Raw genomic sequence first — 21490 nt, 5'->3', positions numbered from 1 at the left:
CGGGCTGATGTCCAAGATCGCACTCATTTGTCGCCTATCGCCCGTTCTAGCGCCCAAGCCGCTCAAAAACCAGTCGTCCGCTCCGGTCATGCCCGTAAAACTAACGGTGATCGGAATATGACATTGCCAGCGCAATTGTCGCATGTCAGATAGCGCCCATGACCTCAGAGACCAGCCATTCCGCCGCCGTCTTCGAAAAACGCCTGCGTGACAGCGCGGCGGAAACGCAGGCGGCCCTCGTGGCCATGCTGAACGGTGATGCGCTGGCGGACGAGACGGTACGACCATCGAACCTGCTCGCCGCCATGCGTCACGGCACGTTGAACGGCGGCAAGCGCCTGCGACCCTTTCTGGTGCGTGAAACGGCAGCCATGCTGGGTGGCAATGCCGCTGCGGCGCTGCGCGTCGGCGTGGCGCTGGAATGCCTGCATTGTTATTCTCTGATCCACGATGATCTGCCGGCCATGGACGACGACGATCTGCGTCGCGGCCAGCCGACCGTGCACAAGGCCTATGACGAGGCGACGGCCATCCTCGCCGGGGACGCACTTCTGACCTACGCATTCGATATCATCGCGGCACCTGAAACCGATTTTTCCGACCGTCAGAAGATCGAGCTTGTGCTTGCCCTGTCACGTGCCGCCGGCATGGGCGGCATGGTCGGTGGTCAGGTTCTCGATATCGAAGCCGAAAAGACCCATCCGAACGAGGCGGATATCGTCACTCTGCAGGCGATGAAGACCGGCGCCCTCCTGCGTTTTGCCTGCGAGGCCGGAGCTATCGCCGCTGGCGCCAGTGCAGCCGACCGGCAGACTATGCGCAAATTCGGCGAGACCGTCGGGCTTTCCTTTCAGCTGGCCGACGATCTTCTCGACGTCACCTCGGATGCCGCCACGCTTGGCAAGGCAACCGGCAAGGACGCCGGTCGCGGCAAGGGAACGCTGGTGGCCTTGCACGGCACCGAATGGGCGGAAAAGCGTCTGGATGCGCTGACGGAAGAGGCCGAAAACCTGCTCTCGCCCTATGGAGAAAAGGCTGCCATATTGCGGCAGGCGGCGCGCTTCATCGCAGACCGCAAGAGCTAACGGGTTTGGGGCCAGGCACGCTCCCCAACCTGCCGGGGAGGATTGCATGCCGGATGTTTTTACCTACCTGCCCTATATCTGGCCGGCCTATGTGGCCTATCTGATTGCCGTCCTCAGTCCCGGTCCGGCCAACTTCGCCATCATCGGCGCCGCTATCTCGCAGGGGCGGCGTGCCGGCATCATCATCGCTCTCGGCATCTTTTGCGGTTCGTTGACCTGGGCCTGTTGCGCCGCCCTTGGCCTTGCGGCCCTGCTGCGCACCTATGCGATTGCACTGGAAATCATGAAAGTGCTGGGCGGGCTCTATCTGATCTATCTCGCCTGGAAGGCATATAGATCAGCCCGCAAGCCGGATGCCGAGATGGCGGTGAATGCTGCCAAGGTGAATTACACGGCAAAACAGTTATGGCTGCGCGGTTATGCGATCCATGTCACAAATCCGAAGGCGATCTTCGGTTGGCTGGCGATCATTTCGCTCGGCCTGCCGGCCAATGCACCGCCCTCTGCAATCATGCTGATCGTCGGCATCTGCTGCACCTCGAGTTTTCTGATTTTCATGGGTTACGCATTGCTGTTTTCGACCCGGCATGCGCTGCGTGTTTACAAGTCCGCCCGGCGCTGGATAGAGGGCACGATGGCCGTCTTTTATAGTGTCGCGGGTATCAAGCTGCTGACCAGCCGCATCTGACGTGGCCGCAAAAGAAAACGGCCCCGCATGCCGGATGGATGCGAGGCCGTTGATATTCGTCCGAGTGTCGTTCGGCGATCAGTTCTGTTCGATCGGGGCGATTGCCACTTCAACGCGGCGGTTCTGGGCGCGGCCATCCGGCGTCGCGTTGGTGGCGATTGGCTGCGACGGGCCAAAGCCCATTGTCGAGATACGGCGCTGATCGATACCACGGCCGCCGAGATAGTTGGCGACAGAAGCAGCGCGACGCTCGGAAAGCCCCTGGTTATGCTGCAGGCTGCCGGTCGAATCCGTATGGCCGTTGATATCGATATAGGTCTTGCCAAACTTGTTGAGCACGATCGCGACCGAATCCAACGTCCGGTAGAATGGCGGGATCACCTGATCCTGATCGGTGGCAAAGGTGATGTTGGACGGCATGTTGAGGATGATGCGGTCGCCCTGGCGGGTGACGGATACACCGGTGCCCTGCAGCTCGCGGCGCAGTTCGGCTTCCTGGTTGTCCATGTAATTGCCGATCGCACCGCCGGCCAGACCGCCGATGGCAGCGCCGATCAGCGCATTGCGGCCCTTGTTGCCGCCGCCGACCACGAGGCCACCCAGCGCGCCGAGACCGGCGCCGATGGCAGCGCCACCTGCCATGTTCGAGGTCTTTTGCTCACCCGTATACGGATCGGTGGTGGTGCAGGCGGAAAGAAACGTCGCGGCAAGCGCGGCGATAGCAAACTTCTTCAGCATTCGAATCGTAGTCCCCGTCGTCTGAGATGGTTTTCCCTTTACCACAAAATGCGGCGAAACGACGAATGAACGGATAAGTGATCGACTGTCGGTGCGGTGACGGCCTGCCGACAGCCAGTTTTCATGTGCTTGCGGAGATTACTCGGCAGCCGTCTTCTGGCCAAAACGGTTCTCGATGTAATCGATCACCAGCTTTTCGAAATCGGCGGCAATGTTGGGGCCGCGAAGGGTCATCGCCTTCTTGCCGTCGATGAAGATCGGTGCGGCCGGGCTTTCGCCGGTGCCGGGCAGCGAAATGCCGATATCGGCATGTTTGCTTTCGCCGGGCCCGTTGACGATGCAGCCCATGACGGCAACGTTCAGCGCCTCGACACCCGGATATTTTTCACGCCAGATCGGCATGTTCTTGCGGATGTCGTTCTGGATGTTCTGCGCGAGTTCCTGAAACACGGTCGACGTGGTTCGACCGCAGCCGGGACACGCCGCGACAACAGGAATGAACTGGCGGAAACCCATGACCTGCAGGATTTCCTGGGCAACCTGCACTTCCTTGGTGCGGTCGCCGTTCGGCTCTGGCGTCAGCGAAACGCGAATGGTGTCGCCGATGCCGTGTTGGAGGACGTAACCCATGGCAGCCGACGAGGCGACGATGCCCTTGGAACCCATGCCTGCCTCGGTGAGGCCGAGATGAAGCGCATGGTTGGAGCGTTCGGCCAGCATCGAATAACAGGCGATCAGGTCCTGCACCTGGCTGACCTTGGCAGAAAGAATGATGCGGTTGCGCGGCAGGCCGATCGATTCAGCAAGCTCCGCCGAGATCAGCGCCGACTGCACGATCGCTTCATGCATGACCTGACGGGCGGACAGCGGCGAACCCTGTTCGGAATTGCGGTCCATCAACGTCGTCAAGAGATCCTGATCGAGCGAACCCCAATTGACGCCGATGCGCACTGGCTTGTCGTAGCGGATCGCCATCTCGATGATATCGGCGAACTGTTTGTCCTTCTTGTCCTTGAATCCGACATTGCCCGGATTGATACGGTACTTTGCCAGCGCCTCGGCGCAGGCCGGATGGTCTGCGAGCAGCTTGTGGCCGATATAGTGGAAATCGCCGATCAACGGCACGTCCATGCCGAGACGCAGCAGGCGCTCGCGTACCTTTGGTACGGCGGCAGCGCTCTCGTCGCGGTCGACGGTGATGCGCACCATTTCCGAGCCGGCCTTGAAGAGGGCAGCCACCTGCGCGACCGTCGCATCGATATCGGCGGTGTCGGTATTGGTCATGGACTGGACGACAACGGGCGCGCCGCCGCCGACGATCACGCCACCAACATCGACTGCAACAGTGGCGCGACGGGGTTTTGGATCAAAATCGATGGGTGAGGACATCAAACGTCTCGGTACCTTGGCTGTTGGACCACTCAGGTGGATCATGGCATGCGCCTTGTCAACCTGCGAGGGCGTCACTTTACTCCGTTCCGTGTCACTCCGCGAGCCTTCCCGTTGCGTCAGTGATGTGCGTTATCCGCATGGCGGGCGAGCGACGAAAACGCCATGGCAATGACGATCAGCACCGAAAGCCCGACAAAAATGATGCCAAGCCCGGTATGGCGGGCGATGAAGCCGATGGCTGACGGCGCCACCAGGATGCCGGAATAACCCATCGTGGTGACGATGGAGAGGCCAACGCCAAGTGCCATGCCCGGCAGGTTACCAGCGGCGGAAAAGGCGATCGGAACGATGTTGGAAATGCCGATGCCGCACAGCGCAAAGCCGATGATGGCGATCGTCGAATTGCCCGCAAAGCCGATGATCATCAGGCCGATGATGGCAATGGCCGCGCAACTGCGCAGCGTTTTCACCGCGCCAAAACGGTCGCGGATCAGATCGCCGGCAAAACGCATCACCGCCATGGTGAGCGAGAAGGCGGCGAAGGCGAAGCCGGAAAGGGTCGCCGATGCGCCGAGCTCATTGCGCAGGTAAAGTGCGCCCCAGTCGAGGATGGCCCCCTCCGGGATCATGCAGAACAGGGCGAGTATGCCGATCAGCCAAGGCAGCGGCGATTTTGGAAGCCCGCGCGGACGGCTGGAAGCGTCTTCGTCGGGATGTGGTGCGTCATGAAAAACCAGCGGCCAGGCAGCGGCCACCATCAGGCCGGCCGCAACCGTTGCCAGAATGGCATGTGGGCCGACGCCCATGTGATCGATCAGGAAACCGCCGGTGGCCGAGCCGATCAGGCCTCCGAGGCTCCAGAAGGCGTGGCAGGACGACATGATGGCGCGGCGCATATGGCGCTCCACCGAAACCGCATTGGCGTTCATCGCCACATCCATGGCGCCGATCAGCCCGCCGAACAGAAAGATGGCGGCACCGCCAAGCCAGACATTACCGACAAAAGTCAGGTAGATGAGGCAGGGGGTGAGCAGCACGGCGGCAAAACGGGTGACAGTGCTGGAACCGAACCTTGCGATCTGGCTGCCGGCGATCGGCATCATCACCAACGATCCGAGGCCGAACAGCAGGATCATCACACCCAGCTTTGCCTCATCGAGGCCGAGACGCGTCGCGAATTCCGGGATTTTGGGAGCCCAGGCACCGATCAGAAAGCCGTTCATCAGGAAGAGGAGGGCGACACCGATTCGTTCACGTGTCACGGCAGGTCTGGCGGTTTTCGATCTGGTATCCATCTGTCCTCCCAAACAGCTTTTTCGGGCGAAGCAGAATCCCGATTGCATTCCTTCTGAAATACCCTAAAGCGCAGAGCCTGCAACCATGCGAGGCGCCACCGGGCGTAATCCTTTGAAATCCAGCACAGCCAGCGGCATTCTTTTCGTCAGCCTGTCCTATTTCGTGTTCACGCTGCACGATGCGGTGGTCAAGCTTCTGGTGGCCGATGTCAGTGTCTGGCAGATCCTGTTTTTCCGCAGCATGACGATCCTGATCGCCTGCCTGATCATCGGTGGGCGCGGGTTTGTCGGGCGGGTCATCCGCACGCCGGTGATGAAGCCGATGGCGGTGCGCAGCCTGTTTCTGCTGGGCGCGTGGTTCGCCTATTACACGGCGGCGAAATCGCTGCAGCTCGCCGAACTGACTACCATCTATTATGCCGCTCCAGTCGTCGCGACGCTGCTGGCCATCCCGATCCTGCATGAAAAAGTACCGCCTGTGCGTTGGGCCGCGATCATTCTCGGTTTCGTCGGCGTGTTGATTGCTGCCAATCCCGTGGGGCTGACCATCTCGATACCGGTTGGTCTGGCGCTTCTGGCTGCTATCCTCTGGGCGGGCGCAAGCGTGCTGCTGCGTAAGACGGCGATGAGTGAATCGACGCTGGTGCAGATGACGCTGACCAACGCATTTTTTGTGCTGATGACCTGCGTCATGGCGATCTATCACTGGAAGCCGGTCGATCTTTCAGGCGGCGTACTTCTGTTGCTGGTCGGACTGCTCGGTGGCACGGCGCAGGCGGCGCTGTTCGAAGCGATGCGGCGCGCGCCGGTCTCGGTGCTGGCGCCGTTTGAATATTCGTCGCTGATCTGGGCTTTCGTGCTCGGTTACGTCATCTGGCAGGACATCCCGGCCAGCAACGTGGCCTATGGTGCCCTGCTGATTTTTTGCGCCGGCCTGCTCATCGTATCGTCCGAGCGGTTGGCGGCACGGCGTTATCGCCTCGGCAAGCCGGATGAGGCAACGGACGCCTGAGTTTTTCAGGCGCCCGGTATTCGTCAATCAACCGCCGTAAACAATCAGCAGATCCTTGGCGTCGATCTGGTCGCCGGCTTTCACCAGCACTTCGGCGATCGTGCCGTCCTTTTCCGCATGTAGTGCGGTTTCCATCTTCATTGCCTCGATGGAGAGCAACACGTCGCCAGCCTGCACCGTCTGGCCGGCAGAAACGGCCACTGTCGAGACGACACCCGGCATCGGCGCGCCGAGGTGGGCGGCATTGCCGGCCTCGGCCTTGCGGCGCACGGCGCTGGCCGACGTGCGGTTACGGTCCGGCACCTTGATGCGGCGCGGCTGGCCGTTCAGTTCGAAAAACGCCGTCACCATGCCTTGCGCATCCGGCGCGCTGGTCGCCTGATTGACGATGACCAGCGTCTTGCCCTTCTCGATATCGGCCAGCAATTCCTCGCCATCGGCCATGCCGTAGAAATAGGCATGGGTCGGCAGGACGGAGACCGGACCATAGGTGTCCGAGGCCAGCGCGAAGTCGGTGAAGACTTTTGGATACATCAGGTATGACGCGAATTCGAAATCGTCGACCTTGCGTTCCAGCTTGGTCTCGATGTCCTTGCGTTCCTTGTCCAGATCGGCTGGTGCGAGAAGCGAGCCGGGCACGTCGGTAAACGGTTTTTCGCCCTTCAATGCCTTTTTCTGGATGGCTTCCGGCCATCCGCCCGGAGGCTGGCCGAGGTCACCCTTCAGCATGGCAACGACCGAATCCGGGAAGGCGATATCCTTGGCCGGGTTTTCGACGTCGGCAACGGTGAGGTCCTGGCTCACCATCATCAGCGCCATGTCGCCGACCACCTTGGAGGACGGCGTGACCTTGACGATATCGCCGAACATCTGGTTCACGTCGGCATAGGTCTGGGCGACCTTGTGCCACTTGGTTTCGAGACCCAGCGAGCGCGCCTGTTCCTTGAGGTTGGTGAACTGGCCGCCCGGCATTTCGTGCAGATAGACTTCCGAAGCCGGACCCTTCAGATCGCTTTCGAACGCGGCGTACTGGCCGCGTACCGCTTCCCAGTAGAACGAGATTTTTCGGATCCATTCGGGATCGAGGCCCGGATCACGCTCGGTGCCGGAAAGCGCTTCGACGATCGAACCGAGGCAGGGCTGCGAGGTGTTGCCCGACAGCGCATCCATGGCCGCATCCACCACGTCGACACCGGCTTCCACGGCGGCCAGCACGGTGGCGGCTGAAATGCCGGACGTATCATGCGTGTGGAAATGGATCGGCAGCGAGGTTGCTTCACGTAGCGCCTTGAACAGGATTTTGGCGGCCGCCGGCTTCAAGAGGCCGGCCATATCCTTGAGCGCGATGATATGGGCGCCGGCCTTTTCCAGTTCCTGCGCCAGCGCGACATAATATTTGAGGTCGTATTTCGGGCGGGCCGCATTGGTCAGATCGCCGGTATAGCAGATCGCCGCCTCGCAGAGCTTGTTCTCCTCCTGCACCGCATCCATCGATACGCGCATGTTGTCGACCCAGTTCAGGCAATCGAACACGCGGAAAAGATCGATGCCGCCCTTGGCTGCCTGCCGCACGAAATATTTCACGACATTGTCGGGATAGTTCTTGTAACCGACACCGTTGGCGCCGCGCAGAAGCATCTGCAAAAGCAGGTTCGGCGCGCCGTCACGTATCAGCGACAGGCGCTCCCACGGGTCTTCGGTGAGGAACCGCATGGACACGTCGAAGGTCGCGCCGCCCCAGCATTCCAGCGAAAACAGATTTGGCAGCGCGCGGGCGTACACATCGGCAACACGGGCAATGTCATGGGTGCGCATACGGGTCGCCAGCAGCGATTGATGGCCGTCACGCATGGTCGTGTCGGTGATCAACACGCGGTTTTGGTCGCGCACCCACTCGGCAAACTTTTTCGGGCCGAGCTCATCGAGCTTCTGTTTGGTGCCGCTCTGGATGGCGCCATCAACATAGGGAAGCACCGGCTTTGCGGCATTGACCGAAGGCTCCGGCCGTCCCTTCGTTTCTGGGTGACCGTTGACGGTCACGTCTGCCAGATAGGTCAGAAGTTTTGTGGCGCGGTCTGCGCGCTTGACCTGCTCGAACAGTTCCGGCGTCGTGTCGATGAACCGCGTCGTGTAGGTGTTGTTGCGGAATTTTTCGTGGCCGATGATAGCTTCAAGGAACGTCAGGTTGGTGGCGACGCCGCGGATACGGAATTCGCGCAATGCGCGGTCCATGCGGCTGATCGCCTCCTGCGGCGATGAGCCGGAGGCCGTTACCTTCACCAGTAGCGGATCGTAATAACGAGTGATGATCGCGCCGGTATAAGCGGTGCCACCATCGAGACGGATGCCGAAACCGGCCGCCGAGCGATAAGCGGTGATGCGGCCGTAATCCGGAATAAAATTCTGCTCCGGGTCTTCGGTGGTGATGCGGCACTGCAGGGCATGACCGTTCAGGCGGATGTTTTCCTGGGCCGGCACGCCCGATTCCGGCGTGCCGATGGCAAACCCTTCGAGGATGTGGATCTGCGCCTTGACGATATCGATGCCGGTCACGACCTCGGTAACCGTATGCTCGACCTGGATGCGCGGATTGACCTCGATGAAGTAGAATTTGCCGGTCTCGGCATCCATGAGGTATTCGACCGTGCCGGCGCCGATGTAATTGGTCGCCTTGGCAATCTTCAGCGAATAACCGGCCAGTTCGGCCCGCTGTGCTTCGGAAAGGTAAGGGGCGGGTGCCCGCTCCACGACCTTCTGGTTACGACGCTGAATGGAACAATCGCGCTCGAACAGATGCACGACATTGCCATGAGTGTCGCCCAGCACCTGGCTTTCGACGTGGCGAGCAGTTTCGACCAGCTTTTCCAGATAGACCTCGTCCTTGCCGAAAGCGGCTTTTGCCTCGCGCTTGGCTTCTACGACTTCTCTTGCCAGATCTTTCGGGTCACGAATGGCGCGCATGCCGCGTCCACCGCCGCCCCATGAGGCTTTCAGCATCACCGGATAACCGATTTCTTCGGCCATTTTGGCGACCTGTGCCGGATCATCGGGCAGCGGATCGGTGGCCGGTACGACCGGCACGCCGACCGAGATGGCCAGATTGCGGGCGGCGACCTTGTTGCCGAGTTGGCGCATCGTATCGGGGCGCGGACCGATGAAGATGATGCCAGCCGCATCACAGGCGTCGACGAATTCCGGGCTTTCCGAAAGCAGACCGTAGCCGGGGTGGATCGCATCGGCACCGGAAAGCTTTGCCACCCGGATCACTTCCGAAATCGACAGGTAGCTCTCGATCGGGCCGAGGTCTTTTTCCAGATGTGGACCGCGGCCGACCTGATAACTTTCGTCCGCCTTGAAACGGTGCAGCGAGAGTTTGTCTTCTTCTGCCCAGATGGCGACCGTTTTGATCCCGAGCTCGTTTGCCGCGCGAAAAACGCGGATGGCAATTTCGGATCGGTTGGCAACAAGAATTTTCGAGATCGGCAAGACTGTCTCCCATTCGTACTTGCGATATGCTGCAAACGCGAAACGAGCACTAATATCAGGTCGGATCAAGTCCAATCTATCGCGGAATGGGCGTGTGCGACAATCTCACGAAACCAGACCGAGTCGAAAGGCGATGGCGACCACATGTTGCCGGTTGCTGGCCTCGAACTTTTCCTGAATGGCATTGATATACCAGTCGACGGTGTGGTTCGAAATGCTCAGCGCCTTGGCGATTTCGTGCGAGGTCATGCCTTCGGCCAGCAGATGCAGCACTTCCGTTTCGCGACGCGTCAGCGTTGTTTCTACCGATTTGATCGCCTCGAAATGCGACGCCTGGCCACTCAGTTCCAGCATGCGCCAGAACATCTTTTTGGCAGCGGCATCGAACATCGTCATTTCAGATGGAGAAAGATCGATGATCTGGCCGCCGAGGCTGACATGGCCGAGAAGGCCGTTCCGCCCATGGATCGGAAACGTATAGCCGTCATTGAGGCCGCTGCGATTGGCATCCTGCATCATGCGCTGGATGCGTTTGCGGTTGGGGTCGCTGCGAAACATGCTAATGGCTTCGCGCCAGCGAAATGGCCGCTGCGCCACCGCCAGCATCCGGATCGTCGGATCGACCATGCCGAATTTTTTGGCCGCATAGGTTTCCTGCCAGCCTTCAGGCCAGCGTCCCCATAAAACAGTGCTGTCGAGATAGCCCAGTGTTCGGGATTTCATCCAGACACCGTAATAGCTGAAACCGTAGCTTTTCAGCACCGCCTCGAATTCTGCTGCCAGTTCTGTTTGGTTTTTTGCCTCGTGAGCCAAGACCAAAAATTGTAAAATCGAGTGAACAGTCACTCTCGCCCCCCGGCAACGGAAAAATCGGCACGCTTGTTCTCAGTCATTTCCGTCTGTCTGACCAATTGATGATTTCATAGTCAGTGTCGTTTCTTAGCAATGCATAAAGGATAGAGCGTGAAATCTAGCATTCAAATAAGAGCATCAATCGTATTTATACCCGCAATGTCCACTGCAAAATCCGATTAAGGTTACGGTGTTGGGAACAAAAGCAGAATCGTCAACGTCAGCGATTCGTCGCCCTTTTGTTCCCACACTGTTCCAACCGACGGAAAAGACTCAGTTTTCAGCTGCCGCCGAAACGGCGTTGGTGAGGTCCTGCGACGTCATCGCGAGAAACGACTTGCCTTTAACGGACACTATCGCCATCTGTGGCGAAGCCGCCAACGGTCCTGACCGCAGGCGAAATCATTTTTAGTGCGGACTTTTGTCTTGAATGTTCAGCCCATGATATTGAGCGGCCGCGGTGTCACCGCGGTTCTCGGACCGACCAATACCGGCAAGACGCATTTTGCGATTGAACGCATGGTGGCGCATGGATCCGGCGTCATCGGACTGCCGCTGCGCCTTTTGGCGCGTGAGGTTTATGGCCGGCTGGTGGAAAAGGTTGGACATCACAATGTCGCGCTGGTGACAGGTGAGGAAAAGATCACGCCGCATATGGCGCGCTTTTCCGTTTGTACCGTCGAAGCGATGCCCCGCGAAACCAAAGCAGCTTTCGTCGCCATCGATGAGGTGCAGCTCGCCGGCGATCTCGAACGCGGCCACATTTTCACCGATCGTCTCCTGCATCTGCGCGGACGTGAGGAAACGCTGCTGCTTGGTGCTGCCACCATGCGGCCGATCCTCGAAAAACTGTTGCCCGGAATAACCGTGGTCGAACGGCCTCGTCTGTCCCAGCTTTTTTATTCCGGTCAGAAAAAGATCACCCGCCTGCCGCAGCGCACCGCCATCGTCGCCTTTTCGGCGGAGGAGGTTTACGCGATCGCGGAACTGATCCGCCGCCAGCGCGGCGGTGCCGCCGTCGTGCTCGGTGCGCTCAGCCCGCGCACCCGCAATGCCCAGGTTGGGCTCTACCAGTCCGGCGATGTCGAATATCTGGTGGCGACCGATGCGATCGGCATGGGCTTGAACCTCGATGTGGACCATGTCGCCTTTGCGCAGGATCGTAAATTTGACGGTTTTCAGTTCCGCAATTTGAACCCATCGGAAATGGCGCAGATCGCCGGTCGCGCCGGTCGCCACCTTCGCGACGGCACGTTTGGTGTGACCGGTCAGGTGCAGCCGTTTGACGAAGAACTGGTCGAGCGCATCGAAAGCCATCAGTTCGACAGCGTCAAGGTTTTGCAGTGGCGCTCCAAGCAGCTCGATTTTTCGTCGCTCAGAAACCTGCGTGACAGCCTGGATGCGACGCCCGTCGTTCAGGGGCTGACGCGTGCTTTGCCCGCAACCGACAGTCAGGCGCTGGATTACTTGTCGCGGTACCCAGAGATCAAGGATCTGGCGACGACGCCTCAGCGTGTCGAAACGCTCTGGGATGCCTGTGCGCTTCCCGATTATCGCAGAATTGCTCCGGCGCAGCACGCTGACCTCATTTCGACGCTTTTTTCCGATCTGGTGCGACACGGCGCGGTCAATGAAGATTTCATGGCCGAGCAGGTGAAAAGGGCGGACCGAACCGAAGGCGAGATCGACACGCTTTCTGCGCGAATCGCCCAGATCAGGACATGGACCTATGTTTCAAATCGCCCGGGTTGGTTGGCGCATCCGACACACTGGCAAGAAAAGACACGGGAAATCGAGGATAGGTTGTCCGACGCGCTACATGAAAGGTTGACGAAACGCTTTGTTGATCGCAGGACATCTGTGCTCATGAAGCGCCTGAGAGAGAATGCGATGCTGGAAGCAGAAATTAGTGTAAATGGCGATGTGTTCGTCGAAGGACATCACGTCGGACAACTTGCCGGTTTTCGGTTTACCGCCGTCTCGGGGACGGAAGGACCGGATGCCAAGGCCGTACAGACCGCTGCGCAAAAAGCGCTGGCTCTGGAATTCGAGGCTCGTGCCGCGCGTCTTTACGCCAGCGGCAACGGTGACCTTGCGCTTGGCTCGGACGGTTTTGTCCGTTGGCTCGGCGATCCGGTGGCCCGTCTTGCGGAAAGCGACCATATCATGCGGCCGCGCGTCCTCCTGCTCTCCGACGAGCAGCTGACCGGTGGAGCCCGTGACCATGCGGCTGCCCGCATCGAACGCTTCGTCAATCATCACATTGCCACGGTCCTGAAGCCGCTCGACGATCTGTCGCGCGCCGAAGACCTGCAGGGTATCGCCAAGGGTCTGGCATTTCAGATCGTCGAAAATCTCGGTGTGCTGTTCCGCCGCGACGTCGCAGACGACGTCAAGTCGCTGGATCAGGAGGGCCGTGCCTCGATGCGCCGTTACGGCGTGCGTTTCGGCGCCTACCACATCTTTATGCCCGCACTGCTGAAGCCGGCTCCGGCCGAGCTGATCACGCTTCTCTGGTCGTTGAAGAACGACGGTCTCGACAAGCCGGGTTACGGCGAACTCATTCCGGCTCTGGCCGCTGGCCGTACCTCGGTCGTTGCCGACGCAACTTACGAGCGGATGTTCTATCGTCTGGCCGGCTTCCGGTTCCTTGGCAAGCGCGCCGTGCGTATCGACATCCTCGAGCGTCTTGCCGATCTCATCCGTCCGCTGCTGCAGTGGAAGCCGGGTCAGCCGCGTCCCGAAGGCGCCTACGATGGCCGCCGCTTCACCACCACGACGGCAATGCTTTCCATTCTCGGCGCGACCGCCGATGACATGGAGGAAATCCTCAAAGGTCTCGGTTACCGCGCCGATGCCGTGAAGGCCGAAGAAGCTGCTGCGTTCCTGGCCGGTGAAGATGCCAAGGCTGTCAGTGCACCGGCTGCAACAGTGTCCGAGCCTGCCGGCGAAACCGGTGAGGCCGTTGCTGCGGAAGACGCATCTGCGAGCGAAACCGCAGCAGAGCCTGTCGCGGAAACCACTCCGGTTGACGCGGGTGCGGAAGCTGCCGAGCCTTCGCCGGAAGTTGCTGCCGAGGCCGCTCCAGCCGAAGCTGCGCCTGTATCTGAAGCCGAAGCACCTGCCGCCGAAGCTGAAGAGCCGAAGCCGGTTCTCCTGTGGCGTCCGGGTGGCGGTCGCAGCGAACAGCAGCGTGGCGGTCGTCCGCAGGGCGAGCGTCGTGGTCATGGTCAGCAGAACCGTGGCGGCGAAGGCCAGGCTGCAGGCGAAGGCCAGCAGCGCCGTGACAACCGTCGTGGCGGTGAAGGCCGCAACAATGAGGGTCGTGGCGAGCAGGAAGGTCGTGGTCGCGATGGCGGCAAGCCGAGCCGTGGCGACCGTCGTCCCGACAATCGTGGTGGCGATCGTCCGCCGCGCGGTGACCGCCCGGATCGTAATGACCGCAACGACCGTAACAAGTCGCAGCAGCCGGCCCGTTTCGAGGCTCGTCCTCCGCGCAAGGAAAAGCCGCTGGATCCGGATTCGCCCTTCGCAAAGCTGGCTGCTCTCAAGGAGCAGCTGAAGAAGTGACGCCATGAGTGAAAAGCCATCTGGAGATTTGCGTCAGCGCATCGACAAGTGGCTTTTCTTCACGCGCATGGCGAAGTCGCGGTCCCTGGCCCAGGGACTGCTCAATTCCGGCCACGTCCGTGTCAACGGGCTGCCGATCCGCAAGCCGAGCTTCGAAGTTAAGATCGGCGACAAGGTTGAACTCTCTCTCGAGCGTCGCGACGTCATCCTGACCGTCAAGGCTGCTGGTGAACGTCGCGGGCCTTATGAGGAAGCCAGGGAGCTCTACGAGGACCAGACGCCGTCGCGCGAGGAAACCGAGCGATTGAGCGCCTTCGATCAGGCGCAACGTATTCCAGGCAGCGGCCGCCCGACCAAAAAGGAACGTCGTGAGACCGATCGTCTTTTCCCCGAGGTTGGTGGACCTGACATCGACTGGCGCGACGAATAGAACAAACCTTCTCCAAGCGGCGATTTTTCGAAAAGCTTTATCCTTGCTAAGCGGCGTCAAAGGCTTTACCTGACGTTCGAAACAGCCGGATAGCCCGCCTCTGTCGTTCCAGCGGTCGCGTTGTCCTCGTCCGGCCCCAGGGGGCTCGACCTTTCCCGAAACCGGGTTCCTGACCAACGTGTTGATCTGGAGTGCTTCATGACGTACGTCGTGACCGATAACTGCATTCGTTGCAAATATACCGACTGCGTCGAAGTCTGCCCGGTAGACTGCTTCTATGAGGGTGAGAACTTTCTCGTCATCCATCCGGACGAATGCATCGATTGCGGCGTCTGCGAACCGGAATGTCCCGCGGAGGCGATCAAGCCCGATACGGAGCCGGGTCTCGACAAGTGGCTGAAGGTAAACGCCGAATATGCGCAGGTCTGGCCGAATATCACAATCAAGCGTGATGCCATGCCGGAAGCCAAGGAAATGGACGGCGTGACGGACAAGTTCGAGCAGTTCTTCTCGGCTGAACCAGGCTCCGGCGACTAATTGACAGGCAGTTTGGCGGTGAATTTTTCTGCCGCTGGTACGGCCTTTTCAACGAAAGCAAACAATGCCATTCGGCATTGCCTAACCCTTGCGCAGTGATTCGGGCGTTGTTTCTTCGCAACGGCGAAACCAAATCATTGATTTCCGCCTATTTTTGTGGTAGACAACCAATACTGTTCCACAAAGCGGCATGCGTGTGCCCTAAAAACATCACGAAAACAACACGTCCCTTTCGCACGATCCCGCGAGTTTTGAATAAGTCCGGGTCGATCGCTAATTGTGATCCTGTTGTTTTTTTCGTACGCGCTTGCGCGGCACAGTAATGGAGTCACCCGACGGTTTCCCCCGTCTCATCCGGGCCTGACTGACCCGGCCCCGGCATAATGCCGGGAGCGTAACAGGGAGTGTATTGTAAGAATGACGACCCAGCAGAAAAAACCTTCAGCGCGCCACGGCTTCAAGACTGGTGAATCCATTGTCTATCCTGCGCATGGAGTGGGCACGATATCCACAATCGAAGAGCAGGAAGTTGCGGGCATGAAGCTCGAACTTTTCGTCATCGATTTCGAAAAGGACAAGATGCGCCTCAAAGTGCCGGTCGCCAAGGCTGTCAGCATCGGCATGCGCAAGCTCGCCGAAACCGATTTCGTCGAACGTGCATTGAAGGTCGTACAGGGCAAGGCTCGTGTGAAGCGCACCATGTGGTCGCGTCGCGCTCAAGAATATGATGCGAAGATCAATTCCGGCGACCTGATCTCGATTGCGGAAGTTGTTCGCGATCTTTATCGCGCTGAAAACCAGCCGGAGCAGTCCTATTCCGAGCGTCAGCTTTATGAAGCTGCTCTCGATCGCATGGCGCGCGAACTCGCCGCCGTCAACAAGATGTCGGATACGGAAGCTGTCCGTCTTATCGAGACCAATCTTGCCAAGGGTCCTAAGCGTGGCAAGTCGGTCGAGGAAGACGACGCTCAAGAGGAAGAAGCGGCCTGATCGAGGCCGCATTGACCTGAATTAAAAAACCCGGCTTTGCCGGGTTTTTTATTGGAACCATTTCTGGTTCTAAGCGTTACCCCGCCGGAACGGCGTTCTGATGTCTGATGGGACCGGACGTTTTTCCACTCACGGGGGACATGGCGCAAGCTGCGTATCCCTTACGACGAGCGACGCAACGAGGGGCGCAACGACACCACAATTTCACGACAGAAATGCCGTATTTCAATGGTTTAACCATGCTTTACGTCTTGGTCTGTGGAATTGCGATGTCTTTGCCGGATCAACTTGTTTCAAGGAGACCGTGATGAATGCCATGTCCGCAGACCGTAATATGATCAAGATCGCCATGTCGGCACCTTACTTGGCCCGGGAGGAGGAAAAAGACCTCGCCGTGCGCTGGAAGGACGATCAGGACCAGGACGCTCGCAACCAGATTGCGCTTGCCCATATGCGTCTCGTGATCGCGATGGCATCGAAGTTTCGCGGCTTCGGACTTCCCATGAGCGACCTCGTACAAGAAGGCTATGTAGGGCTTCTCGAGGCGGCGGCAAGGTTTGAGCCTGCACGCGATGTTCGTTTCTCCACCTATGCCAGCTGGTGGATCCGCGCATCGATGCAGGATTACATCCTGCGTAACTGGTCAATCGTACGTGGCGGTACCAGTTCCGCGCAGAAGGCGCTGTTCTTCAATCTGCGCCGGCTGCGCGCAAAGCTTGCCCGTGGTGATAACAACCTCACCGCCCAGGCCATTCACGAGGAAATCGCAGTGGCGCTAGGCGTCAGTGTTGCCGATGTGCAGACCATGGATGCGCGCCTTTCCGGCAATGATGCCTCGCTGCAGGCACCTTCGATTGCCGGCGATTCCGACAGTGGCGAACGTCTCGACATGTTGGAGAGCGCAGAGCCGCTTCCGGACGAACAGGTTTCCGGCATGATCGACGGCGAACGCCGCATGAAATGGCTGCAAGGCGCACTGACCAAGCTCAACGATCGTGAAAAGAAGATCATTCGCGCCCGTCGCCTCACCGATGAAGGCGCGACGCTTGAAGCCCTCGGTGCGGAGCTCGGTATTTCCAAGGAGCGCGTGCGCCAGATCGAAAGCCGCGCCATCGAGAAGCTGAAATCGGCTCTGGTGACCATGAACCCCCAGATGGCAGCCGTGTCCTGAGCGACGGCAATTTTGGGAATTGAGCCGGCACGGTTCGTGTCCGGCCATGCCAATTGAAAAAGCCTCCGAACCGGAATGTTCGGAGGCTTTTTCGTATCCGCTATTTGGAAAGCCGATTATTCGGAAATGATCTTGACCTTCTGTCCCGGCGATACTGTCGCGCTGGCGGGCATGGCGTTGATCAGCTTGAACAGGTCGAGCTTGCGATCGGTACCCATCATCCGCGCCGCAAGGCTGGCGATGGTGTCGTTGGCGCTCACTGTCACCACGCGTACGCGCAGCGGCTTCAGGCTGGCGATCTCCTGCGGGGTCATACGGCGAAAGCTCTGGCGCAGTATATCCGCCGTCGGCTGCAGAATGGCGCTGCCCTTCGGCACGGCCGTCAGGAAACGAAAGATCTGCTTGTCGATGCGGATGACGGTGACGTCGAAATCCCAGCGCTCGGCGCTGGCGCGAGCGGTTGCCGCGGGCAGACCGTTGACGGAGATTTCGCGAACGGTATCGGGCAGCAGTCCGGCCACCCAGCCGCTGGTCATGTAATTGGTCAGGCTGCCGGTATCACCGGCGGCAACGCCGTCGAAACGGATCGCAGTTTCGTTCGGGCCGGTTGCCAGTACCGCTTCGACCTTGTTGTCGATACGAAACCCTTCCGGCACGTCGAAACGGATGCCGAGCCCGCCATGCAGGAATGTCTCGTTGCGGACATAACCTTCTTCGGGGCTGTCGCCATAAAGCAGTCCATCGATGCCGGCGAGGTAATAGTCGCGGCCACGATCCCCAACCGCGCCTTCCTGGCCAAAGTTGCGGGCATGCTGGCGCGCCAATTCGACACGTTGCGGCGCGTTCGGATGGCTGGACAGGAAGTCGAGGCTCTGGTCGTTGTCCGGATCGACCGCCGAATAACGCGCATAGGCCGCCATGGAATCGAGGAAACGCGGCGATGCATAGGGGTCGTAACCGGCTTCACCCAGCATGCGCACGCCGATCACGTCTGCCTGCAGCTCCTGCTGGCGTGAGAAGGCTGCGAGCCTCAGTTTGCCGCGGGCAAGCGCTGCTTTGCCGGCGAGATCGCTGGAGAGCACTTCGGCCACCACCCGGCTGGCGATCACTTCCGCTTCTTCGCGTTTCTGTCGCTCGATGCCATGATTGGCGGTAACGTGGCCCATTTCGTGCGAGAGCACGGCCGCAACTTCCGAGGCATCATTGGCGAGCGCCAGAAGGCCGCGGGTCACGTAAAGATAACCGCCGGGCAGGGCGAAGGCGTTGATGGCCGGAGAATTCAGAATGGTGATGCGGAAAGACTGGTTGGGGTTTTCCGAAACCGCCGTCAGCGCACCGGCAATGCGGGCAACAAGACGTTCCGTCTTGGCATCGTGATATTCGCCGCCATAACTTGCAACGATGCGCGGATGTTCGCGTGCTCCCATCTGGGCGCGGGGATCGTTCTTCTGCACTTCATCGACGATCTGCGGATTGGACGATGGCGAGACATTGGCCTGATAGGTCTGGTCGAGGATCGACTGGCAGCTGGAAAGAGCCGTGGCGCCGGCAAGCAGCAGACATAGCGCGGCAGACCGCAGGCGACGTGGTGTCGTCGCGGGCGCGTCACTGCATGCTTTTCTGGTCCAGCCTTCCGTCATCTCTCTCGCCGCGTTGCCAACCGTCATTTGCTCAAGCCTGTTATGGCAAGCTTCTCTGCAGGGCCCTTATAATGACCCAACATATGAAACCTGCCAAACGTCATATTCCACTTAGCTGATTTTGGATGCCGCATGCACCGATATCCAAGGAAATAGAAAGAAACCCAGCTTTTGCAAGTAATTATCAATCCGTTATGGTTCGGATAGCGGACTTTGCATCAGCCCACGTCCAAATTGTGGCACGGCCGGTGACGCTTTTTCACAAGTCGAGGAATTCCGTGAGGCCCGGCACATCGCGACGCATCAGAAACACCGCTATTTCCGCCTGCAAGGTGATCTCGCCGTGGTCGATGAAGAGTGCGTGATCCGCCAGCTGGCGCAGTTCGCCGGCATCGTGTGTCACGATAGCCACCGTATTCCTCGTTTCGCGATGAAGCTCCAGCAATAGAGCTGCCATCGATTGCCGCAGGCCAGGATCGAGTGCGGCAAAAGGTTCATCGAGCAGCAAAACGGGACGTTCCCGCACCAGCGCACGCGCAAAGGCGGCGCGTTGCCGTTCGCCGCCGGACAACGTGCCAGGTTTGCGTTTTTCGTATCCTGCAAGCCCCACGCGCTCCAGAGCGGTGCTAATGCGTTTCCCGTCGGGCGCGGACAATTTTAGCGAAGGATGAATGCCGAGGCCGATATTGGTGGCGAGGTCGAGATGGGCAAAGAGATTATTATCCTGAAACACCAGCGAAACGGGACGCTGCGAAGGATGCAGCGCTGTGACATTGGTGGCGCCAATTATCACCCTGCCGCTCTCTGACGTTTCGAAACCGGCAATAAGGTTGAGAAGCGTCGATTTACCGGATCCGGACGGGCCGGTAATGGCCGTGATCGCACCGGCCGGCAATTCACAGTCGAAGCGGAAATTTTTCGTGCCCAGCGTCAGGCTGACGTTCTGCAATCGAATACCGGATGGTTGGTTCGATGTCATGATCCGTCGTCTTTCCTGCCGCGTTGTCCCACCGTGCCGGCAATCGTCAGGCCGAGGCACAGGAGGGCCAAAATCAGCGCAAACCCGTCGGCGTCGGCCGTACGGTAACTGCCCAAACGGCTATAGACCAGCCAGGGCAGGGTGACGAGATCTTCCGATCCGAACAGGGCGACCGCCCCGAGATCACCCAGCGACAGTGCCATGGCGAAAGAAAAGGCGGTGGCGAGCGGCGCCGTCAGAACCGGCAGGTCGATCAGCCGTAGCCGGGAAAAACCGAAAATGCCGAGATTGGCCGTCTGCCGCGCTGTGTACTGTCGGTGGGTCGCAAAGGCAGGCGACAGGACGCGTATGACGAAGGGAAGGGCTGTCATGGCGTTGATCATCACCACGAGCAGCGGCGCAAAACTCGCTACGTCTCCATAAGGCCGAAGCAGAAGGAACCAGCCGGTGCCGATCACCACCGGCGGCACGAGCAGCACGAGCGACGAAAGGCTGGCGAGAAGGGCGGAAAAACCGCGCGCCGTGAGGCCGGGTTTGCGGGCATCGGTAATGGCGGCGCGGGCATTGATGATGGCGATGGATGTTGTCAGCGATATCAGTCCGGCGAGGAATGCGATCCACAAACTCGTCCATGCCGCTTTCCAAAAGACGGGAGCGGTCAATAGTCGCGCGAAATCGGCTTTCAGCCCGGCCAAAAGGATGGAGGCTAAGGGGAGGCAGAGAAAAAGCACAGCGAGGACCACGATGATCCTATCCCAGGCTCGCGCGCCAAAACCGGTGCCATCAAAGCGTCGTGCCGCACGACCGGTTGCGGTGCTGTCAGCGCTTGGTGTCGGCAACAGTGCCATCAGTGCCAGTATGGTTGCCGTCACCGCGATCTGCAGCAGCGCCAGCGAGATCGCCCGTGCAGGATCGAAATCGAAACGCAGCGACTGGTAGATGGCCACTTCCAGCGTGGTCGCTGCCGGCCCGCCACCCAGCACCAGAACCAGCGTAAAACTGGTGGCGCAGAGCATGAAGACCAGCCCGGCGACACCGGCGAGCAGAGGTTTTACCGCCGGCCATTCGACGAAACGGAAGACGGAGAGAGCGGGCAGGCCGAGGCTGGCGGATAGCCGCCAATAATCCGGCGGCAGCCGCTCCAACCCGGCCAGCAAAAGCCGGCAAGCCAGCGGGAGATTGAAGAACACGTGCGCGATCAGAATGCCGCTCAAGCCATAAATGCTGATCGGCTCGCTCAGCCCGATTGCGGCAAGCGCCGAGTTCAGAATGCCGGTTCGACCCCATATGCCGATCAGGCCAAGCGCGCCGATCAGCACCGGCAGGCCCATCGGCACGGCCATCAGCCGGATGATCCAGATGCGGCCGGGAAATTTTGGCTGACGGGCAAGCGCCAAGGCCACCGGCAGGGCCAGCGCCAGCGACAGCAGTGTGGAGAGGCCCGCCTGCCAAAGTGTGAAACGCAGGATGCGCCAGACATAGGCGTCGAACAGCGGCCGGTCGGTCTCGCCACTATCAAAGGAGAGAAGGGCAAACACGGCGAGAGCGATGAACAGGACGATGCCGGCGAAAACCACGCCGCCGCCGGCATAACCGCGTTGTCGCTCAGCGCTTGTCAGCATGGG

The 21490-nt window shown here is 59.7% G+C and carries 16 protein-coding genes; 8 read left to right on the top strand and 8 right to left on the bottom strand.

Translation table 11 applies throughout. The features are described 5' to 3' along the window. The first annotated feature begins 158 nt into the window (after nucleotides 1–158). Nucleotides 159–1085, top strand: a complete 927-nt coding sequence (locus GAO09_RS18350; RefSeq protein WP_153355645.1) for a polyprenyl synthetase family protein — start codon at nucleotides 159–161, stop codon at nucleotides 1083–1085. A 46-nt stretch (nucleotides 1086–1131) separates the two neighbouring features. After that, a complete protein-coding gene (locus GAO09_RS18345) occupies nucleotides 1132–1773 on the top strand; it encodes a LysE family translocator (protein ID WP_153355643.1) in 642 nt (213 codons plus the stop codon). Nucleotides 1774–1851: 78 nt separating this feature from the next. Here the strand turns inward: GAO09_RS18345 and GAO09_RS18340 are convergent, their stop codons facing one another. From GAO09_RS18340 to GAO09_RS18330, 3 genes are all read right to left on the bottom strand, one after another. Next, nucleotides 1852–2511: a YiaD family glycine zipper/OmpA-like lipoprotein gene (locus tag GAO09_RS18340; RefSeq protein ID WP_153355641.1), complete on the bottom strand. Its 660-nt coding sequence runs from the start codon at nucleotides 2509–2511 to the stop codon at nucleotides 1852–1854. Nucleotides 2512–2649: 138 nt separating this feature from the next. Continuing rightward, nucleotides 2650–3900, bottom strand: coding sequence for a flavodoxin-dependent (E)-4-hydroxy-3-methylbut-2-enyl-diphosphate synthase (ispG, locus tag GAO09_RS18335; protein ID WP_153355639.1), 1251 nt, complete (start codon nucleotides 3898–3900; stop codon nucleotides 2650–2652). 119 nt (nucleotides 3901–4019) lie between these two features. After that, complete coding sequence (locus GAO09_RS18330; protein WP_153355637.1) at nucleotides 4020–5198, bottom strand: MFS transporter; 1179 nt, start codon at nucleotides 5196–5198, stop codon at nucleotides 4020–4022. Nucleotides 5199–5310: 112 nt separating this feature from the next. Between GAO09_RS18330 and GAO09_RS18325 the strand changes: the two genes are divergently transcribed. Further along, nucleotides 5311–6210, top strand: coding sequence for a DMT family transporter (locus GAO09_RS18325; RefSeq protein ID WP_153355634.1), 900 nt, complete (start codon nucleotides 5311–5313; stop codon nucleotides 6208–6210). Nucleotides 6211–6237: 27 nt separating this feature from the next. Here GAO09_RS18325 and pyc read toward each other — a convergent pair whose 3' ends face one another. Together pyc and GAO09_RS18315 are read right to left on the bottom strand one after the other, a co-directional pair. Continuing rightward, nucleotides 6238–9696 (bottom strand): pyruvate carboxylase, encoded by a 3459-nt coding sequence (gene pyc / locus GAO09_RS18320; protein WP_153355632.1) that lies wholly within the window; start codon nucleotides 9694–9696, stop codon nucleotides 6238–6240. A 105-nt stretch (nucleotides 9697–9801) separates the two neighbouring features. Continuing rightward, entirely contained in the window at nucleotides 9802–10542 is a 741-nt protein-coding gene (locus GAO09_RS18315) for a helix-turn-helix transcriptional regulator (RefSeq protein WP_458773780.1), read from the bottom strand. A gap of 447 nt (nucleotides 10543–10989) precedes the next feature. Here GAO09_RS18315 and GAO09_RS18310 point away from each other — a divergent pair, with 447 nt between their 5' ends. From GAO09_RS18310 to GAO09_RS18290, 5 genes are all read left to right on the top strand, one after another. Then, nucleotides 10990–14118 carry a helicase-related protein gene (locus tag GAO09_RS18310; RefSeq protein WP_153355630.1) on the top strand — a complete coding sequence of 1043 codons (3129 nt, stop codon included), beginning with the start codon at nucleotides 10990–10992 and terminating at the stop codon, nucleotides 14116–14118. 4 nt (nucleotides 14119–14122) lie between these two features. Beyond that, on the top strand, nucleotides 14123–14548 hold the full coding sequence (locus GAO09_RS18305; protein ID WP_153355628.1) for an RNA-binding S4 domain-containing protein: 426 nt from the start codon (nucleotides 14123–14125) through the stop codon (nucleotides 14546–14548). Between the two features lie 198 nt (nucleotides 14549–14746). Continuing rightward, nucleotides 14747–15085: a ferredoxin FdxA gene (gene fdxA, locus GAO09_RS18300; protein WP_153355626.1), complete on the top strand. Its 339-nt coding sequence runs from the start codon at nucleotides 14747–14749 to the stop codon at nucleotides 15083–15085. Between the two features lie 417 nt (nucleotides 15086–15502). Continuing rightward, on the top strand, nucleotides 15503–16075 hold the full coding sequence (locus GAO09_RS18295; protein WP_153355624.1) for a CarD family transcriptional regulator: 573 nt from the start codon (nucleotides 15503–15505) through the stop codon (nucleotides 16073–16075). Nucleotides 16076–16382: 307 nt separating this feature from the next. Beyond that, nucleotides 16383–17246: an RNA polymerase factor sigma-32 gene (locus tag GAO09_RS18290; protein WP_153355622.1), complete on the top strand. Its 864-nt coding sequence runs from the start codon at nucleotides 16383–16385 to the stop codon at nucleotides 17244–17246. A gap of 116 nt (nucleotides 17247–17362) precedes the next feature. Here the strand turns inward: GAO09_RS18290 and GAO09_RS18285 are convergent, their stop codons facing one another. From GAO09_RS18285 to thiP, 3 genes are all read right to left on the bottom strand, one after another. After that, on the bottom strand, nucleotides 17363–18886 hold the full coding sequence (locus GAO09_RS18285; RefSeq protein WP_153355784.1) for a M48 family metalloprotease: 1524 nt from the start codon (nucleotides 18884–18886) through the stop codon (nucleotides 17363–17365). A gap of 259 nt (nucleotides 18887–19145) precedes the next feature. Then, on the bottom strand, nucleotides 19146–19865 hold the full coding sequence (locus GAO09_RS18280; RefSeq protein ID WP_153355620.1) for a thiamine ABC transporter ATP-binding protein: 720 nt from the start codon (nucleotides 19863–19865) through the stop codon (nucleotides 19146–19148). Further along, nucleotides 19862–21487 carry a thiamine/thiamine pyrophosphate ABC transporter permease ThiP gene (gene thiP, locus GAO09_RS18275; RefSeq protein WP_153355618.1) on the bottom strand — a complete coding sequence of 542 codons (1626 nt, stop codon included), beginning with the start codon at nucleotides 21485–21487 and terminating at the stop codon, nucleotides 19862–19864. Before thiP ends, GAO09_RS18280 begins: the two co-directional genes overlap by 4 nt. Between the last annotated feature and the right edge of the window lie 3 nt (nucleotides 21488–21490).

This window comes from Endobacterium cereale, from assembly GCF_009617585.1.
Classification (GTDB): Bacteria; Pseudomonadota; Alphaproteobacteria; order Rhizobiales; family Rhizobiaceae; genus Neorhizobium; species Neorhizobium cereale.
Note: the sequence above shows the minus strand (reverse complement) of the source record. Positions and strands in the feature narration are given on the sequence as shown.

Bases quoted from the DNA above. Each gene is read 5' to 3' on its own strand.
- GAO09_RS18350 (WP_153355645.1), top strand. From the start codon at position 159: ATGACCTCAGAGACCAGCCATTCCGCCGCCGTCTTCGAAAAACGCCTG.
- GAO09_RS18345 (WP_153355643.1), top strand. From the start codon at position 1,132: ATGCCGGATGTTTTTACCTACCTGCCCTATATCTGGCCGGCCTATGTG.
- GAO09_RS18340 (WP_153355641.1), bottom strand. From the start codon at position 2,511: ATGCTGAAGAAGTTTGCTATCGCCGCGCTTGCCGCGACGTTTCTTTCC.
- ispG (WP_153355639.1), bottom strand. From the start codon at position 3,900: ATGTCCTCACCCATCGATTTTGATCCAAAACCCCGTCGCGCCACTGTT.
- GAO09_RS18330 (WP_153355637.1), bottom strand. From the start codon at position 5,198: ATGGATACCAGATCGAAAACCGCCAGACCTGCCGTGACACGTGAACGA.
- GAO09_RS18310 (WP_153355630.1), top strand. From the start codon at position 10,990: ATGATATTGAGCGGCCGCGGTGTCACCGCGGTTCTCGGACCGACCAAT.
- GAO09_RS18305 (WP_153355628.1), top strand. From the start codon at position 14,123: ATGAGTGAAAAGCCATCTGGAGATTTGCGTCAGCGCATCGACAAGTGG.
- fdxA (WP_153355626.1), top strand. From the start codon at position 14,747: ATGACGTACGTCGTGACCGATAACTGCATTCGTTGCAAATATACCGAC.
- GAO09_RS18295 (WP_153355624.1), top strand. From the start codon at position 15,503: ATGACGACCCAGCAGAAAAAACCTTCAGCGCGCCACGGCTTCAAGACT.
- GAO09_RS18290 (WP_153355622.1), top strand. From the start codon at position 16,383: ATGAATGCCATGTCCGCAGACCGTAATATGATCAAGATCGCCATGTCG.
- GAO09_RS18285 (WP_153355784.1), bottom strand. From the start codon at position 18,886: ATGACGGAAGGCTGGACCAGAAAAGCATGCAGTGACGCGCCCGCGACG.
- GAO09_RS18280 (WP_153355620.1), bottom strand. From the start codon at position 19,865: ATGACATCGAACCAACCATCCGGTATTCGATTGCAGAACGTCAGCCTG.
- thiP (WP_153355618.1), bottom strand. From the start codon at position 21,487: ATGCTGACAAGCGCTGAGCGACAACGCGGTTATGCCGGCGGCGGCGTG.